The sequence below is a fragment of the Georgfuchsia toluolica genome (assembly GCF_907163265.1).
In the GTDB taxonomy this organism is placed as follows: domain Bacteria; phylum Pseudomonadota; class Gammaproteobacteria; order Burkholderiales; family Rhodocyclaceae; genus Georgfuchsia; species Georgfuchsia toluolica.
Map to the genome: position 1 here is coordinate 307362 of NZ_CAJQUM010000001.1, position 17554 is coordinate 324915.

The window sequence follows — 17554 nt, forward strand, 5'->3', positions numbered from 1 at the left end:
TTCATGTCATCCTCAAACGCAGCCAAGAGACAAACATCGGGAATCAATGTGTGGGCACTGCTGCGACTTTTTGTGATTGCCCTGCTGTGCGCGGGCACGGGCATTGCCCACGCCGACGTTGCGGACACGAACTCATCCAGAGCTCTACGCGCCAAATACGCCGCTGCGCAGGATCGACTCAGCCATAACCAGTTCCAGAGGCCGCTCTACCTGGACTCCAGCGAAACCCCGGGCGGCGTGGCGGGAGACATCTATGCGCTCGTCAATTATCCATTTGCAACGGTGGGCACAGCGCTGAACAGGCCGGGCAATTGGTGCGATATTTTGATACTGCACCTCAATACCAAGTACTGCCGCGCGTCAACTACCAGTGGGGGGAGCAGCCTCAACGTCAGTATCGGCAGGAAATACGATCAGCCGCTGGATGAGGCCTACCAGATAGCCTTTGCCTACCGCGTCGCCGCCAATACGCCGGACTACCTGCAAGTAAGGCTGAATGCGGACAAGGGGCCATTAAGCACGCGCAACTACCGCATCTCGCTCGAGGCAATCCCGCTGGAAAACGGACAGACGTTCATCCACCTCTCGTATTCGTATGCCTATGGACTGGTGGGACGGCTGGCGATGCAGGTCTACCTCGGCACCATCGGGAGAGACAAGGTGGGATTCACTGTTGTCGGCTCGCAACCCGACAAACAGCCGCTTTTCATCGGCGGAGTGCGTGGTGTGGTAGAGCGCAATACCATGCGTTATTACCTGACCATCGAAGCCTTTCTTGGCGCCTTGTCCGAGCCGCCTCAGGCGCAACCCGAAAAACGTTTTCGTGACTGGTTTGCAGCCATCGAGCGCTATCCACGCCAGTTGCATGAATTGGAACGGAGCGAATACCTCGACATGAAGCGCAAGGAGTACCGGCGGCAACAGGGCGAACGTCCTGGGGCGGGAGCGGGTTGAGAGAATCGTAACGCATGAACGGCGCCTGTCTATCGCCTCTTGTAGCAATCCAACGCAGGCTCTCATGCGAAGGATTTTCATACGGGATGTCATGAGCGCCGCATTCGACCTTCGACCAGTTCGTCACCTGCTCTGTGCGCTCGCGTACATATTGGATAAAGTATTTCATCTATCCTGCTGCTCATCCATGAATCCGTGGTCGATGGCCCCCGCCGCAATCGCTCAGCCGACGCCACAGGAACTGGCGCTGTCGGGGTACTGGACTGCGCGCGGGATCGGCGCCATCGAGCCGCAACTCGCCGCGTTATCCGTGCCTGCCAAATCCGGCATGGTCATCGACGGTACGCGCATCGATGCGCTCGATACCGCGGGTGCCTGGATTCTGCAAAAACTTCTGCGTCGCTTGCGCGACGAAAGGATCGCCGTCGAGATGCGCGGCCTGCGCCCCGAATGCAGCAAACTGCTGGATGCCGTTGGGCAGCAAATAGCCGATCAAACCGATACCTCCGCCCCGCTGGCAAGCGCACCCCTGTCGAGGCTGGAAGCCTTGGGCCAACGTGCCGCCGTCGCCTTCGAACAAACCCTTGCGCTGCTCAGCTTCGTCGGCGAAAGTGCCATTGCGCTTGGCGGATGCATCACACACCCGGCGCGGATGCGCTGGCGGCCGATACTTTTCAACATTCGCAGCGCAGGATTCGATGCGCTGCCCATCGTCGGCTTGCTGTCCTTCCTGCTCGGCATCGTGGTCGCCTATCAGACTGCCGACCAGCTCAGGCAATTCGGCGCCAACATCTTTGTCGTCGATCTGGTGGGCCTGGCGATGCTGCGCGAGTTTGCGCCCCTGATCACGGCCATCATCATCGCCGGACGCTCCGGCTCGGCCTATGCCGCACAGATTGGCACCATGACCGTGACCGAGGAAATCGATGCCATGCGCACGCTTGGCATCGCACCGCTGGATGTGCTGGTGCTGCCGAAGATCCTCGCGCTGCTGATCGCGCTGCCCTTGCTGACCGTGTTTGCCGACGTGCTCGGGGTATTCGGCGGCATGATCATGGCGCGTGCGCAGCTCGGCGTCGGCTTCGGCGAATTTCTCGACCGTTTCGTCAAGGCGGTCAGCATTACTGCCTATCTGATCGGCATTCTCAAGGCGCCGGTATTCGCCGTCATCATCGCCGTGACCGGCTGCTTTCAGGGTTTTCAAACCAGGGGCGGCGCCGACAGCGTCGGCCGCCAGACCACGCGCAGCGTAGTGCAGGCGATTTTTCTTGTGATCGTCGCCGACGCCTTGTTTTCAATCGCCTTCAGTGCGCTGGACCTTTAACGCTCATGCAGGAGGATGCGGCACCCATGATGATGAAAATACGCAAAGGCGAATTGAACGCCCCCCACCGCCATCCCCGTCCCAGGGCGGGGCTACTGGTTAGCTCGCTACGCTCGATGGTCACACGGCGCACCGTTTCCGGTCGTGGCTGGATTTCACGTTAACGTGAACAGCACAATGCAAACAAATACAGACAGCGGGCAGCCGGTCATCGAGATCAGCCAAGTGACGACCAGCTTTGGCGACCATATCGTGCATGCCGGACTCGACCTTGACGTGCGCCGCGCGGAGATCTTCGCCTTGATTGGTGGCAGCGGTTCCGGAAAATCGACACTGCTGCGCGAGATGATTCTGCTGCACCGCCCGGACTCGGGTTCGATCCGCGTGCTCGGCACCGATCTGCATGGAATTGGAGATGACGAAACCCTTGCATTGCGTCGGCGCTATGGTGTGATGTTTCAGCAAGGCGGTTTGTTCGGCTCTCTCACGGTGGCCGAAAACGTCGGCTTGCCCCTGCGCGAGCACACCGATCTTCCGGATACGCTGATTGATGAAATCGCCGCCCTGAAGATCGCCATGACCGGCCTTGCGCCGGAAGCCGGCTTGCAGTATCCGTCTGAACTCAGCGGCGGCATGATGAAGCGCGCATCGCTGGCCCGCGCGCTGGCACTCGACCCCGAATTGCTGTTTCTTGATGAACCGACTGCCGGTCTGGATCCGGAGAGCGCCGCTGGCGTCGACGTACTGGTGCGCAAGCTGCGCGATATGTTCGGTCTGACCATCGTCATGATCACGCACGACCTCGACCTGTTGTGGCAAGTGGCAGATCGCGTCGCCGTGCTTGCCGAAGGCAAGGTGCAAGGGATCGGCTCGATGGTTGAACTTGAACACATGGACAACCCTGCCATCCGGCAATTTTTTGACGGCCCGCGCGGCAGAGCGGCGCACGAACAGGCGCAGGCCGAAGCCAAAAAAACCAGTGTGGAAACCGGGAGGCCATCATCGAAACCAAAGTGAATTATGCGGTCGTCGGCGGGTTCGTGCTCGTCCTTGGCGCGGTACTGATCGCCATCGCGCTCTGGCTCGCCTCAGGCGGCGCCTTGCAGAAGAAATACGACCTGTATCTGGCAATTGAAGACGAATCGGTAGCGGGCCTGAGTGTGAATGCGCCGGTCAAATTCAACGGCGTCGACGTCGGCAAGGTGCGGCAAATTCGGCTCGATCCGGGTAACCCGGATCGGGTGATCCTGCTCTTTGCCATCGAGCGTGGTACACCCATCAAGGAGGATACGGTAGCGGTGCTGAAAACCCAGGGCCTGACCGGCATCGCCTATGTCGAGCTGAGCGGCGGCGCGCATGATGCCCTGCCGCTGCGCACCATCGCCGGCAACGAGTATCCGGTGATCCGCACCATTCCCTCGCTTGCCGCGCGGCTGGAAAATGTGCTTACCAGTGTGGCGGCGAAGCTGGACAGCACGTCGAGAAATATCGACGCCTTGCTCAGCGATGAAAACCGGGCGGCGTTTAAAAGCATGCTGGCCGACATCGCCACCGTGACGCATACGATCGCCGCGCGCAAGGACACCATCGACGCCGGTATCGCCAATGCCGGCCGCACGCTTGAAAACACCTCGCGTGCAACGGCACAGATCGGGCCGCTGATCGATCGCATCGGGCGTAGTGCCGACGCCGTCGAGAAAATGGGTAACGAGGCAGCGCTCGCCAGTGTCAGTGCCGGCAAGACAGTCGATGCGGTTGGCGCCGATGTGAAACGCTTTACGGCGGAAACACTGCCCGAACTGGAACGCCTGCTCGGCGAAATGAACGTACTGGCGGCCTCGCTGCGACGCTTGAGCGAAAAACTGGAAGGCAGCCCCGGCGGCTTGCTGATGGGTCGCCGGCAGGTGCCGCCCGGGCCGGGAGAGGGAACAACGAAATGAAAAGGATTGCGCCTCATGGTTCCCTGCCGTACCTGTGGCAGTTTGCGGCAGCAGCATTATCGCTGGCGCTGCTCAGCGGCTGCGGAGTTTTGAGCACGATGGGCTCTCCCGCTCCACAACCGACCTTTTATTCGCTCGCGTATATGCCCGGCACAGTACCCGACGCAGCGGCGCCTGCCGCGCCGCGCGCGGCGGTTACAGCCCTGACGCTGATCGTCAGCCCGTCACACGCGGCAGCCGGCTTCGACAGCCGGCGCATCATGTACCTGCGCCAGGCGAACCAACTCGAATACTTTGCGCACAGCGAATGGATCGATACGCCGGCGCGCATGCTGACGCCACTTATCGTCAGTGCCGTCGAGAGCAGCGGAACGTTTCGCGCCGTGGTGCAAACACCTGGCGCCGCAGCAGGCGAAATGCGGCTGGATACCGAAATCCTGCGCCTGCAACACGAGTTTCTGGGTACCCCGAGCAAGGTGCGCTTCACACTGCGCGCCTATCTCGTCGAGAGTGCAACGCGCCGGGTCATTGCAGCACGCGAGTTCGATGCTGTCGTTTCCGCCACGAGCGAGGATCCCTCTGGAGGAGTGGTGGCCGCCAGCCGTGCGGTAAAGACAGTGCTCGATGACCTCTCAGCTTTCTGCGCCGATGCGGCGCGCAGCGTGCGGATGGACAAATAACCCCGCGTCGTCTTGCTGAGTCTTGTCGATGTCCCTCCACCCCGGCTCCTTGCCTTCCTTTCTCGAAGTAAAAGAGCCGGTCTACACCATACAAGCTTGCCGAAGGGCAGGCGGCGTAAATCGCGCGCCCGTTCATGGTTCGACAAGCTCACCACGAAGGGGAACTAATTGTTAGTTACCCTCATTTTTTCAAAATGCGCAGAACGAATTTTTTCTCTACCTCTACCACTATAAATAGCAATATCCCAAAGCCGATAATGCGTCCCCACACCGATGCGTCAATGGCTGCTACCCCAAACATGCCCTGCATGAAGGGCAGGTAGGTAAAAAGCCCCTGAATGACTGCCAAAATGGCGATGGTGAGCAGCACAGAAGAATTCCCTGTGAAGTCCTGCCAGGTGCGTATCGGTGCGAGCATATAACGGCAGTTAAACAGGTATGCCATCTCGCCCACCACTAACGCATTTATGGCGGCGGTTCGGCTTTCGTCAATGCCCACGCCGCGCGCGCTTTCCCACAAAAACAATGCGATTGACCCGGTGCTGAGCAGCAGGGAAACGAATGCAATACGCCAGATCATGAATCCGGACAGGATCGCTTCATTGGCGGCGCGTGGTGGGCGCTGCATCACCCCCGGTTCTGATTTCTCGTACGACAATGCCAGTGACAACGTGACAGCCGTAACCATGTTTACCCACAGTATTTGCACTGGCGTAATCGGCAGCGTCATGCCAAACATGATGGCGAAAAGCACCATGCCAGCTTCACCCCCATTGGTGGGCATGATGAATACAATGGCTTTCCGGATGTTGTCATAGACGGTGCGCCCTTCCTTCACCGCGTGCACGATGGTGGCGAAGTTGTCATCGGCCAGCACGATTTCGGCTGCTTCCTTGGCGACTTCCGTCCCTTTCATGCCCATTGCAATACCGATGTCGGCACGCTTCAAGGCGGGGGCATCGTTCACGCCATCACCGGTCATGGCGATAATCTCGCCATTGGCCTGCAGTGCAGTGACCAGACGGAGTTTGTGTTCCGGGCTGGCGCGCGCAAACACGCCAACATCCCGCACCGCCTGACGCAATGCCGTTTCGTCCAGGGCATCTAATTCGCTGCCAGTCAGCGTGCGGCCATTTCCTATTCCCAATAGCGTTGCGATGGAGCGTGCAGTCTCAGCGTGGTCACCAGTAATCATCTTGACGCTGATGCCCGCCGCACGACAATTACGCACAGCAACAATGGCCTCTTCGCGAGGCGGATCGGTAATGCCAACCATGCCGAGCAGGGTGAATTCACCTTGCGTGTCGGCGTAATGCAATTCGCGTTGCCCACCCTCCATGGATTTCATCGCCAGTGCCAACACACGTTGCCCAAGCGCTCCTGTCTCTTTTAACTTCATATGCCACTGTGACAGCTTGAGCGGAACGTCCTCGCCCAAACTGCGCTGCCGGTTACACATACCCAGAATCTGCTCCGCAGCACCTTTAACGAAAATAAAGGCATGACCAGCATGGTTGTGATGCAAAGTAGCCATGAATCGATGTTCCGATTCGAATGGAATGAGATCGGTACGTGGCAAGGACTCATGCTCAAACACAGGATCGAGTCCAGCCTTCATCGCCAGCGTGATGAGGGCACCTTCGGTCGGATCACCGGCTATATCCCATAGGCCTGCCGTCTCATGTAGCGCGGCATCGTTACAAAGCAAACCAGCGCGAAATATATCGAGTGATGCCACATGCTCGATGATGTCCGTCTCTTTGCCGTCGATGGAAAAGCCGCCATGCGGCGCATATCCATCACCACTCACCTCAAACACCTGATCGGATGTCAGCACTCGCTGCACCGTCATTTCGTTGCGCGTCAGTGTGCCGGTCTTGTCGGTACAAATAACCGTCACCGATCCCAGCGCTTCGACCGCAGGCAATCGCCGAATAATGGCGCTGCGTTTTGCCATGCGCTGCACACCAAATGCCAATGTAATGGTCAGCACTGCGGGGAGCCCTTCCGGAATCGCCGCCACTGCCATGCTCACAGCGGCTATGAACATATCGCCGATGTTGAATTGATGCACCAGCCAGCCATATAAGAAGGTAATGGCTGAAAGTGCCAGGATGGCGATAGTCAGCCAGTATCCGAACACTTCCATCTGCCGCAATAGCGGAGTAGTAAGCGTCTGTACATTGTCCAGCATGACGCTAATACGCCCGATCTCGGTTTTGTCAGCAGTAGCGACAACGACGCCTGCACCCTGCCCATATACCACCAGCGTGCCCGAATACGCCATGGAAAAACGGTCGCCCAGCGCGGCCTGCGCATCGACAGCAATGATATTTTTTTCGACAGCAGTGGATTCTCCGGTCAACGCGGCTTCTTCGATCCGCAGGTTTTTTACATTTATCAGACGCAGGTCGGCAGGCACTTTGTCGCCGGATTGCAGCAATACGATATCGCCCAGCACCAGTGCTTCCGTGGCGATCACCCCGCGCTTACCCTCGCGCAGCACGGTGGCCTCGGGTGACGACATTCGCCGGATGGCGTCCATCGCCTTTTCCGCCTTGCCTTCCTGAATGAAACCGATGATGGCATTGATGACCACCACACCAACGATCACACTGGTATCCACCCAGTGCGCAAGAATTGCGGTGACACCAGCCGAGGCCAGCAGCACATAGATCAGGACGTTGTGGAATTGCAGTAGAAATTTGACCAGAGCGCTACGGCGATTGGGCGGATTCAGCTGATTTGGGCCGTCTTGTGCAAGGCGCTTTGCCGCTTCAGCAAGGTCCAATCCCTGGGCATTTGAAGCTACAGCGGCCAGTGCCTCTTGTGATGAAAGATGATGCCAGTCACTCATTCTCGTTACTTCCCGTAAATAACACGTCAATGAATTTCGAAACACCCGTCTTGGTCATCAACAAATATCTCGGTTGCGCCATGAAACCGCTCGGAAATGAAGAGGACATTTGAATCCGATGCAATCTAACGACACTGAGATTACATCCTTTTAATGCGGCAAAACCCTGACATCCCGGACCAGTTGCCCGCAATCGCTGTCTTTTCCCGGACCGGCGTCGATCAATGGGAGCAAGGTAAGCAGCGGATTGGCTACGGCGAGCGCCACCGCCCCCAGCCCGCGCGCGGCGACGCGCCATTTGTTGACTTCGATAACAGGACTGGCAAAGCTGCCGCGAATATAGATGGGGCTGCGCAATGCCAGGGGACTGGTGTCCTTGGTTTTCTGGTTGAGCGTCAGATCCAGCCGCTCCTGTCGCAGATCGATGGTGCCGGTCACGACAATGGTGGTGATCTCAGTGTCGAAGATCAGGGCATTGGCATGCATGATGCCTTGCTTGACATTGAAGTCGGCCACCCCGCAACGCAACTTGATCAGTTTGTCGCCGCTCATTTTCAGTTGCAGTATTTCCCACAGATGCAGGCCGGCCTTTTCCATCATCATTTTGCTGATCTCGCCGTCGGCGACAATCAGCCCCACCCTGCCGTTGGAATTCGCCAGCATTTGTCCGACCGAATTGCCCGTTCCCGACAGATTGAATTCGCCGTTGATCTCGCCGATGCTGTTCTTGTTCAGATTGACGGTGGGGAACAGTTTGGCAAGATGAATTTTTTTCGTCCGTATCCGGGCCCGCGCCTGGACAGGATCCTTGCGCCCGTCCAGCGAAATTGTGCTGTTGAGCTGGCCGCCGGCCAAACCCAAATCGAGAGGATCGAGCGTCAGCACTGAATCGCGCAAACGCAGATGGACAACGAGATCTTCGAGCGGGAGCTCCTTGGCACGGCGGATGGTTCCGGCCTTTAACGTCACGTCCGCATCGACGCTGTCCCAGCGCTCGGTGTTGAATGGCAGGTCAGGCAAAACCCGCGCTTGTACTGACGTCGTGGCGGCGGGTTGGGAAGTTGCCGGCGCCGCCCGTTGGGCAGTTTTCAGGCTGCCGGGCTGGGCGCCGATCAAGGGGCCAAGATCTTCGATATCCAGTAATTTGGAGACAAGATTTGCGGTCATTGCCGGGCGCTTGCCGCCGGTGTCGACCTGGATGGTGCCGGCAATATCGCTTTTTCCGAACCGGCCCGCGAAATCCTTATAGCGCCACATTTTCTTGCTATGCACGAGGTGGCCCTCAGTCACATAAGCACCTGTTTTCGGCAAGGCGATACCGAGCAGCGGAAAGAGCTGCGCCAGACTTTTGCCATGCATAGTGATGTGCATGTCCAGTGCGGAAAGTTGCAGCAGGCTGGTAATGCTGCCCTCGGCCTGCACCGCGGTGTGCCCGACGGTAAGGTCGATTTTTAGCGGATAGGGCATGTTTTCGTCGCGCAATCCGAGCACCGGTTCGCCGTTGCCGCTGGCCTTGAACGACTGGCCCTTGTATTGCCCCTCCGCGGTAAAGCCAAGTTCAGTGCCGATTGACGGCACGAGCGATGTCGATAGCTGTGCGCGGATACTGGTCTTCAGTTCGGCATCGTCGTAGCCAAGATGCGTCGTAGCCAAGATGACCTTTGTCGAGCGTCAGACGATCGATTCGAATACGCGCTCCTTCGTCCTGCTGGTTGATGTCCAGCAGCCAGTTCTTGCGGCCTGCGCTGCCTTGCTCAAGAAAGATCACAGGATGCTCAAGCCATACTTCGGAAAGCACGATTTTCTTTCGCAGCAGTTGCGGCAGGTCGATCACGATTTCCACTGCATCGGCGGTAACCATTTGTTTTTCCCTGGCCCAACCGGGATTTGCAAACGATACTGCGTCGGCGTGAATGCGAGGTAACGACCAACCGAGCTTCGCTTTGAGGTCGCCATTGATGACCAGTGCGCGCCCAGTCTTTTCCGATGCCAGGCGCTCGATGGGTTCGCGCAGCATGTTCCAGGGGAAAAAAACGATGCACAGAACGGCCAGCAGAACCGGCACAAGCAACAGCACGGCTGTCCATTTGAATGTGCGCGAGAGCATCATGTTTTCAGTATGTACGGGTTGGCTGTGACAGTATGTACGTTAAGTCACTTAAATCGCATCCACGCCAGTTGCATGAATTGGAGAGAAGTGGATACCCCACATGAAACACAAGGACTATCCGCGGCAACAGGCGGAACGCGCAGGGGGCCGAAGCTGGTTGAGGAAGAATTACAAATACTTGTCAACAATCTTTATCATCATTCCTTAGGGTGCGGATTCAACTTGTCGCGCCGTTCCTGGCCGCTTGTATTGCACTTTCCAGGATGGGCTCGACAAATTTGTATCCGGCAGGACATATATCCTTACTTTCTTGCCTATTTACCGCATGCAGCCTCTCAGGCAGAATGCGCACCTTTCGTCCGTTACGAACCTTCCTGATGCTTGATGCCAGCGGTTTGGCGTGTACACGTGGTGACCGTCGCCTGTTTTCCGAGGTGAACTTTGCCCTGGCTCCAGGCAACTGGCTGCAAGTGGAGGGGGAAAATGGCGCCGGCAAAACCAGCCTGTTGCGCATGGTCTGCGGCCTGCTGCACAAGGAAGCGGGCGAGATTCGCTGGAACGGCCAGCCGGTGACGGAAGTCGATGACGAATATCGCGGCGAATTGCTTTATCTTGGCCACGCCGGGGCGATCAAGGAGGATTTGACGGCACTGGAAAACCTGTGCATCGGCGCAGCCCTCGGTGGCTGCACGCTGGACGAAGCCGTGGCCGTGGCGGCACTATGGCGGCTCGGACTGAAGGGCCGCGAAGGCTTGGCGGCACGTTTTCTTTCCCAGGGGCAGAAGCGGCGCGTGGCCCTGGCCCGGCTGCTGACCAGCAAGGCGAAATTATGGGTGCTCGACGAGCCCTTCGTCGCCCTCGATGTGCGGGCAGTGGATCTGTTGTGCGCCATCATCGGTGAACATTTGCGCACTGGCGGCATGGCCCTGCTCACCAGCCATCAGGAAGTGAATCTGGGCGCAGGCGGCCGTTCGCTGAGATTGGGCGCATGACCGCATTGCTGGCAGTGATTCGCCGCGACCTGCTGCTGGCCCTGCGGCGCAAGAGCGAGGTGTTGACCGCCTTGTTTTTCTTCATCATTGTCAGCAGCCTGTTTCCGCTCGGCATCGGACCGGAAACGGACATGCTGCGCCGGATAGCTCCCGGGATATTGTGGGTGGGAGCCTTGTTGGCGGCGATGCTGTCGCTAAACCGGCTGTTTGCCGCCGATCACCAGGACGGCACACTGGAGCAGATGGCGCTGTCGCCGACACCGCTGGCGTTGCTGGTGAGCGGCAAGATACTGGCCCACTGGCTGGTATCGGGGCTGCCGCTGGTGCTGCTGGCGCCGGTACTGGGAATTCAGTTCGATTTGAGCAACAGGGCGTTGGTGGTGCTGGTGCTGTCGCTGCTATTGGGTACCCCGCTGTTGTCGCTGATTGGCGCCATCGGTGCGGCGCTGACGCTGGGCGTGCGCGGTGGCGGTGTGCTGCTGTCGCTGCTGGTGCTGCCGCTTTATATACCGGCGCTGATTTTCGGTGCCGGGGCGGTGGAAGCAGACATCACCGGACTCGGCGCCGGCGGACATTTATCGCTGCTGGCTGCGCTGACAGTACTGGCGGCTTTTTTTGCCCCCTGGGCAGCAACGGCCGCGCTTCGCATAGCGCTTGAATGAGAGAATGGCAGTTAACTTTTACTTTTCCGCCGGAAACAACTCTGACATCGTCAGCCTGATATTCCACAACAGGAATTCGTAACGTGAGCAATCGACTGATCAACTGGTTCAAGTTTGCCTCTCCACAGAGCTTCTATCCACTTGCGGGCAAGATGTGGCCGTGGTTTGCCGCGGCCGCCGTTGGCTTCGGCGTCGTTGGCTTATGGGTCAGTTTCTTCGTCGCGCCCACCGACGCGCAGCAGGGCGAGGCCTACCGGATCATTTTTGTCCACGTCGCGGCAGCCTGGATGTCGATGTTTCTTTATTGTGCCATGGCCTTCTGGGCTGCGGCTGGCATCGTATTCAACACCCGCCTCTCGGGCATGATGACAGCGGCAATAGCGCCGACCGGCGCCATGTTTGCCTTCCTTTCGCTGTGGACCGGCGCGCTGTGGGGCAGGCCGATGTGGGGTGCCTGGTGGGTATGGGACGCACGGCTGACGTCATCGCTGATCCTGTTCTTCCTCTATCTCGGCTTCATCGCCCTGACTGCCGCCATTGACGATGCCCGTCGCGCTGACCGCGCCGGCGCGATCCTTGCGTTGGTTGGCGTGGTTAATGTGCCGATCATTTATTTTTCAGTCAAATGGTGGAATACCCTGCATCAGGGCGCATCGGTATCCGTGAATCGTTCGCCATCCATGGCGCATACCATGCTCTGGGGTATGTTGCTGATGGCACTGGCGTTGTGGATGTACGCGTTCGCAATAGTCCTCTACAGAGTGCGGGCAATCATCCTGGAACGCGAGCGGCACACCGTCTGGGTAACCGAGTTGACGGAGGTCAAGGCATGAACTGGGGCAGTCCGGCAGAATTCTTCGCCATGGGCGGCTACGCTCTCTACGTCTGGGGCAGTTTCGGCCTTACCGCTCTATTTGTGGTGATCGAGCCTGTTTTGGTTCGCAAGCGCCGTGCCGCCGCACTTGAAAGCCTGCGCCGCGAGGTTGCAGCAAACAAGGAAAGTCAATGAAGCCGCGTCATAAAAGATTTGCCATCGTCATTGGTGCGCTTGCCGTTATAAGCATTGCCGCCGTGCTGGCGCTCAATGCCTTCCGCAGTAACCTGGTGTTCTTTTTCACGCCGACGCAGATCGTCGCCGGCGAGGTGCCAAAGGATCGCGCTTTCCGCGTCGGTGGCCTGGTGAAGCCGGGCAGTTTGTCGCGTAACGACATCACCGCCCGTTTCGTCGTTACCGATACGGCGCGCGAAGTGCCGGTCAGCTACACCGGCATCCTGCCCGATCTGTTCAAGGAGGGCAAAGGTGTCGTCGCCCAGGGCAAACTCGGCGCGGACGGTACCTTCGTTGCCAGCGAAGTGCTGGCCAAGCACGATGAGAACTATATGCCGCCGGAAGCCAAGTCAGCGGTCGATCAAGCCCAGCAGGCGGCGAAAACAATCAAGCAATAACGTCTCCGTCATAAACCAGGACACCAGGCCAATCCACCCTTAAAGGGGTACCCCATGATTCCAGAAATCGGACATTTCGCCCTGATACTCGCCCTGTTGGTGGCGCTGATCCAGGGAATTCTGCCGCTGATCGGCAGCCAGAAAGGCATTCCCGCATGGATTGCCCTGGCGCGTCCGGCGTCATTGACGTTGCTGCTGCTGATCATTGTTGCCTATGGCTGCCTGACCGAGGCCTTCATCGCCAATGACTTCACCGTGCTCTATGTGGCACAGCATTCCAATTCGCAGTTGCCTTTGGCATACCGCATCGCGGCGGTCTGGGGCGGTCACGAAGGCTCGCTGCTGCTCTGGATGCTGATGTTGTCGCTCTGGTCAGCGGCCGTCGCCGCGTTTTCGCGCAGCCTGCCCGACGACATGGTGGCTCGCGTCGAAGCGGTGCTGGGCCTGGTGGCGTCAGGTTTCCTGCTCTTCATCCTCACCACGTCGAGCCCGTTCGAGCGCTTGTTGCCCGGTGCGGCGGAGGGACGCGACTTGAACCCGCTGTTGCAGGATCCAGGGCTGGTGGTGCATCCGCCCATGCTCTATATGGGTTATGTCGGTTTCTCGGTGGCCTTTGCCTTTGCCATTGCGGCGTTGCTGTCGGGGCGGCTCGATGCGGCCTGGGCGCGCTGGTCGCGGCCGTGGACCCTGGCCGCGTGGATATTCATGACAATCGGCATCTCGCTGGGTTCGATCTGGGCCTACTACGAACTGGGCTGGGGCGGCTGGTGGTTCTGGGATCCGGTCGAAAATGCTTCCTTCATGCCATGGCTGGTGGGCACGGCGCTGATCCATTCGCTCGCGGTGACCGACAAGCGCGGCGCCTTCAAGAACTGGACGGTGCTGCTCGCCATCGGCGCGTTTTCGCTGTCCCTGCTTGGTACCTTCCTTGTTCGTTCCGGCGTGCTGACCTCGGTGCATGCCTTCGCCTCCGATCCGAAGCGAGGCATTTTCATCCTGATGTTTCTCGCCACCGTGGTCGGCAGTTCGCTCACCCTGTACGCCTGGCGGGCGCCCCGGGTCGGACTGGGCGGCGCTTTTGGCGCGGTGTCGCGGGAAACCCTGTTGCTGATCAACAATATCCTGCTTCTGGCCGCTACCGCTACCGTGCTGCTTGGCACCCTCTATCCGCTTATCGTCGACGCGCTCGGCCTCGGCAAGCTTTCGGTCGGTCCTCCCTATTTCAACGCGGTGTTCTCCCCCATATTCGCTCCCCTGGTGTTTCTCATGGCAGTGGGGCCCATCGCAAACTGGAAGCAGACGTCGGCGAAGGAGATAGTCAAGCGTCTGGGCGTTGCCCTGGTTGCTGCCATTGTCATCGGCGCAGCCTTGCCTTTCCTCGCCGGCACATGGTCCTGGCCGGCGGCGCTTGGCCTGACGCTTTCGGTATGGGTGGCGATTGCAACCGTTTTGCATATCCGGGATCGGCTCAAACTGGGTTCGCGACCACTCGCTTTCTGGGGCATGCATCTGGCGCACTTGGGGATCGCCGTCACCGTGGTTGGCGTGGTGACGGTCAAGGCTTACGAGAATGAACAGGACGTACGCATGGCACCTGGTGACACAGTCAGGGCGGGTGCTTATGTGCTGCGTTTCAACGGCGCCAGTCAGGTGCCGGGCCCCAACTACAAGGCGATGCGCGGCAACTTTGAACTCATGCGCGATGGCCGCGTGCTCAAGGTGCTGGAGCCGGAAAAGCGCCAGTATTTCTCTTCCGCCATGCCCATGACCGATGCCGCCATCGATCCGGGAATAACCCGCGACATCTACGTCTCGCTTGGTGATGCCATGGAAGGCGGCGACGGCGCCTGGAGCGTGCGCGTGTACTACAAGCCATTTGTGGACTGGATCTGGTTTGGCACGTTGCTGATGGCTCTGGGTGGCGGACTGGCAATGGCCGATCGCCGTTACCGCATGCGCTCGGCTGCCACACAGGCCGGGGTGTCACTGGAGGCTGCGGCATGAAACGTTTTCTATGGCCCTTGGCGATATTCATCGTACTCTTGGGGTTTCTCGCCGCCGGGCTTAAACACGATCCCAGTGAGGTGCCTTCGCCGCTTATCGGCAAGCCGGCGCCTGCCTTTTCTTTGCCACAACTGGCCGGGAATTCGGAGTTCTCGCCGCAGCAGATGCGCGGCAAGGTCTGGCTGCTTAACGTCTGGTCCACCTGGTGCGTGTCGTGCCGAGCCGAACACGCCTTTCTGGTCGAGGCTGCCCAGCAAATCGGAATTCCCATCATTGGCCTCAACTACAAGGAAGTGAGGGGCGATAGCGAGTTAGATGCGCGCAAGTTGCTCCCGGCCGACGAACTGTTGCTGACACGTCAGCGGGCAAACGCCTGGATTGCCGAACACGGCAATCCCTACCTGTTGAATGTGCTCGACATGGATGGTCGGGTCGGTATCGATTATGGGGTGTATGGCGTTCCGGAAACCTACCTGATCGACCGCGAAGGCATCATCCGCTTCAAACAAATCGGGCCGCTTACGCCGGAAGCGATGCAGACCAAGATACTTCCCAAGATAAAAGAACTTAATTCCTGAATATCATATGCGTAAATTGCTGGTTTTATTTTTTGCACTTGGCATTTGTCTGACTGCATCGATAGTGAATGCGGGCGAGGCCGTGCCCATGGCGCAGAATCCCAAGGTCGAGGCACGCCTGCTGGCTATTTCCGAAGAGTTGCGCTGCCTGGTCTGCCAGAATGAAACCCTGGCAGCCTCCCGCGCAGAACTGGCCGATGATTTGCGCAAGGAAGTCCGCCGCCTCATCATCGAGGGCAAGTCGGATGCGGAGATCAAGGATTATCTCGTGGCGCGTTATGGCGACTTTGTGCTTTATCGACCGCCGGTCAAACCGACCACCTGGCTGCTCTGGTTCGGTCCCCTGCTTATTGTTGCCGTTGGCATCATCGCATTGCCGGCCTACCTGCGCAAGCGTGCGGCAAGCCTTAACGGCAGGGGCGAAGTGGCCTTGTCTGAATCAGAACATGCTGAAGCCTTGAGACTGCTCGGCGAGCCGGAGGACAGGGCATGACTGCAATGTTTTGGGTTATTGCCGGCATCCTGATGGCGCTGGTGGTTCTGCTTTTGTCCCGGCCGCTGCTGCGCCGCCGGATCGTTACCGCGGGGGCTTCGAATCGGGCAACCAATGCCTCTATCTACCGTGAGCAGCTTGCAGAACTGGTGCGCGATCGAGAGAGAGGGATTTTGCCGGAGTCCGATTATCGAGCGGCGCATGCCGAACTTGAGCGCCGCCTGATCGAGGACACACGCAGTGACCAAAGGGAATCCCCGCGGGGCGACGCTGCAGCCCAATCCGCGACTGGCGGTGGACAGCGTTCAATACGGACGGCGGTAACACTGCTGTTGCTGATTCCGCTTGCCGCCATACCGCTTTACTTCCAACTCGGCAAACCTGCCGCGCTCGACGTCAGCGCAGCCCAGCCGCTTGCTGCCGACGATTCTGCCAAATCGCTGGAGCATTTGAACCAACTGGTCGCAAAATTGACCGAAAAGCTGGCCAGGAACCCGGATAGCCCCCAGGATTGGGTCATGCTCGGACGCGTCTACAGGGCGCTGGGGCGCTACGGCGATGCCGAGCAGGCATATCAGCGTGCCGGGCCCGCCGCCAATGCGGAATCCGCGCTGATTCTCGAACGCGTCGAAATGGCATTGGACCAGAATGGCGGCCGCATTGAAGGGGCGACGCTGGAGCTGCTTAACGGGGTACTCAAGAAGGAACCCGCAAACCCCCGTGCAAAATTCCTCGCTGGTTACAGTGCATTCAGCCGCGCCGATTACAAAGCGGCAATTTCCTATTGGGAGCCCCTGCTGAAACTGGTGGCGCCCGGTTCGCAGGATGCGGATAATCTCAGCGCGAGTATCGCCGAAGCGCGAGCCCGTCTTGGCGGTGATGCGCCGGAGATACTCCCGGCTGAGGCCTCCGCCGCATCGCCTTCGGCAACATCCGCCGCGGCCAATGCCGCAGTCATTCGCGGCAAGGTTAGCCTGGCGCCCGCCCTGAAGGCCAGGGCGGCGCCCAGCGATCCGGTGTTCATTTTCGCGCGTGCCATACAAGGGCCGCCCATGCCTCTCGCCGCGATCAGGGTCACCGTCGCCGACCTGCCGCTGGAATTCACCCTTGACGACAGCTTGGCCATGAGTCCCCAGACGAAATTGTCGCTCTTCAAGACCGTGCGGGTCGAGGCGCGCGTCGCCAAATCGGGAGACGTGGCTGCCAACCCCGGCGATCTGGCGGGAAGCGTCGAATCGGTAAAGGTCGGCACGACCGGGCTGGCGCTGACCATCGACCACGTTCTGCCCTGAACGACGCCGACTGTCGCCGCGAGGCCCCGTTTCCATGCCGGCGAGGGCGATGGGGAGCGTTTTGAACGCTTCGCCATCACTGCCATGGCCGGCGCCAGCCGTGGCCGCCAAGCTTCCGCGTTGATCGTCAATACTCGCGCGAACATCGCGCGGATCAAATTGCCTTTCTCGGCAACGCTGATTCTGTCATGATCGGGCAGTTTATTCATGAACTCCTTATTG

The 17554-nt window shown here is 59.1% G+C and carries 17 protein-coding genes; 14 read left to right on the plus strand and 3 right to left on the minus strand.

Annotated elements, in window-relative coordinates; all coding sequences use genetic code 11:
- Window positions 1-3: 3 nt before the first annotated feature.
- The 5 genes from K5E80_RS01440 (at window position 4) to K5E80_RS01460 (ending at window position 4898) form a co-directional block, all read left to right on the plus strand.
- Window positions 4-954, plus strand: coding sequence for a hypothetical protein (locus tag K5E80_RS01440; RefSeq protein WP_220634479.1), 951 nt, complete (start codon window positions 4-6; stop codon window positions 952-954).
- 202 nt (window positions 955-1156) lie between these two features.
- On the plus strand, window positions 1157-2278 hold the full coding sequence (locus K5E80_RS01445) for an ABC transporter permease (RefSeq protein WP_246590823.1): 1122 nt from the start codon (window positions 1157-1159) through the stop codon (window positions 2276-2278).
- 177 nt (window positions 2279-2455) lie between these two features.
- Window positions 2456-3295, plus strand: a complete 840-nt coding sequence (locus tag K5E80_RS01450; RefSeq protein ID WP_220634481.1) for an ABC transporter ATP-binding protein — start codon at window positions 2456-2458, stop codon at window positions 3293-3295.
- Window positions 3292-4218 carry an MlaD family protein gene (locus K5E80_RS01455; protein WP_246590824.1) on the plus strand — a complete coding sequence of 309 codons (927 nt, stop codon included), beginning with the start codon at window positions 3292-3294 and terminating at the stop codon, window positions 4216-4218. The genes K5E80_RS01450 and K5E80_RS01455 overlap by 4 nt, the downstream gene beginning before the upstream one ends.
- Window positions 4215-4898 (plus strand): ABC-type transport auxiliary lipoprotein family protein, encoded by a 684-nt coding sequence (locus K5E80_RS01460; RefSeq protein WP_220634482.1) that lies wholly within the window; start codon window positions 4215-4217, stop codon window positions 4896-4898. Before K5E80_RS01455 ends, K5E80_RS01460 begins: the two co-directional genes overlap by 4 nt.
- A gap of 181 nt (window positions 4899-5079) precedes the next feature.
- Here K5E80_RS01460 and K5E80_RS01465 read toward each other — a convergent pair whose 3' ends face one another.
- From K5E80_RS01465 to K5E80_RS01475, 3 genes are all read right to left on the minus strand, one after another.
- Window positions 5080-7755 carry a cation-transporting P-type ATPase gene (locus tag K5E80_RS01465; protein ID WP_220634483.1) on the minus strand — a complete coding sequence of 892 codons (2676 nt, stop codon included), beginning with the start codon at window positions 7753-7755 and terminating at the stop codon, window positions 5080-5082.
- A 150-nt stretch (window positions 7756-7905) separates the two neighbouring features.
- A complete protein-coding gene (locus K5E80_RS01470; protein WP_220634484.1) occupies window positions 7906-9408 on the minus strand; it encodes an AsmA family protein in 1503 nt (500 codons plus the stop codon).
- On the minus strand, window positions 9314-9865 hold the full coding sequence (locus K5E80_RS01475) for an AsmA family protein (protein ID WP_343213219.1): 552 nt from the start codon (window positions 9863-9865) through the stop codon (window positions 9314-9316). The genes K5E80_RS01470 and K5E80_RS01475 overlap by 95 nt, the downstream gene beginning before the upstream one ends.
- 344 nt (window positions 9866-10209) lie before the next feature.
- Between K5E80_RS01475 and ccmA the strand changes: the two genes are divergently transcribed.
- From ccmA to ccmI, 9 genes are all read left to right on the plus strand, one after another.
- On the plus strand, window positions 10210-10857 hold the full coding sequence (ccmA, locus tag K5E80_RS01480) for a cytochrome c biogenesis heme-transporting ATPase CcmA (RefSeq protein ID WP_246590826.1): 648 nt from the start codon (window positions 10210-10212) through the stop codon (window positions 10855-10857).
- Entirely contained in the window at window positions 10854-11519 is a 666-nt protein-coding gene (ccmB, locus tag K5E80_RS01485) for a heme exporter protein CcmB (RefSeq protein ID WP_220634486.1), read from the plus strand. Before ccmA ends, ccmB begins: the two co-directional genes overlap by 4 nt.
- 83 nt (window positions 11520-11602) lie before the next feature.
- Window positions 11603-12352: a heme ABC transporter permease CcmC gene (gene ccmC / locus K5E80_RS01490; RefSeq protein ID WP_425514528.1), complete on the plus strand. Its 750-nt coding sequence runs from the start codon at window positions 11603-11605 to the stop codon at window positions 12350-12352.
- Window positions 12349-12528, plus strand: coding sequence for a heme exporter protein CcmD (gene ccmD, locus K5E80_RS01495; protein ID WP_220634487.1), 180 nt, complete (start codon window positions 12349-12351; stop codon window positions 12526-12528). Before ccmC ends, ccmD begins: the two co-directional genes overlap by 4 nt.
- The gene (gene ccmE / locus K5E80_RS01500) at window positions 12525-12965 is read left to right on the plus strand and encodes a cytochrome c maturation protein CcmE (RefSeq protein WP_220634488.1); all 441 of its coding nucleotides are present in this window, start codon (window positions 12525-12527) and stop codon (window positions 12963-12965) included. The genes ccmD and ccmE overlap by 4 nt, the downstream gene beginning before the upstream one ends.
- Window positions 12966-13019: 54 nt before the next feature.
- Window positions 13020-14969: a heme lyase CcmF/NrfE family subunit gene (locus K5E80_RS01505; protein ID WP_220634489.1), complete on the plus strand. Its 1950-nt coding sequence runs from the start codon at window positions 13020-13022 to the stop codon at window positions 14967-14969.
- A complete protein-coding gene (locus K5E80_RS01510; protein WP_220634490.1) occupies window positions 14966-15547 on the plus strand; it encodes a DsbE family thiol:disulfide interchange protein in 582 nt (193 codons plus the stop codon). The genes K5E80_RS01505 and K5E80_RS01510 overlap by 4 nt, the downstream gene beginning before the upstream one ends.
- Before the next feature lie 7 nt (window positions 15548-15554).
- Window positions 15555-16040 (plus strand): cytochrome c-type biogenesis protein, encoded by a 486-nt coding sequence (locus K5E80_RS01515; RefSeq protein WP_220634491.1) that lies wholly within the window; start codon window positions 15555-15557, stop codon window positions 16038-16040.
- Entirely contained in the window at window positions 16037-17332 is a 1296-nt protein-coding gene (gene ccmI, locus K5E80_RS01520; RefSeq protein WP_220634492.1) for a c-type cytochrome biogenesis protein CcmI, read from the plus strand. The genes K5E80_RS01515 and ccmI overlap by 4 nt, the downstream gene beginning before the upstream one ends.
- Window positions 17333-17554: the final 222 nt, after the last annotated feature.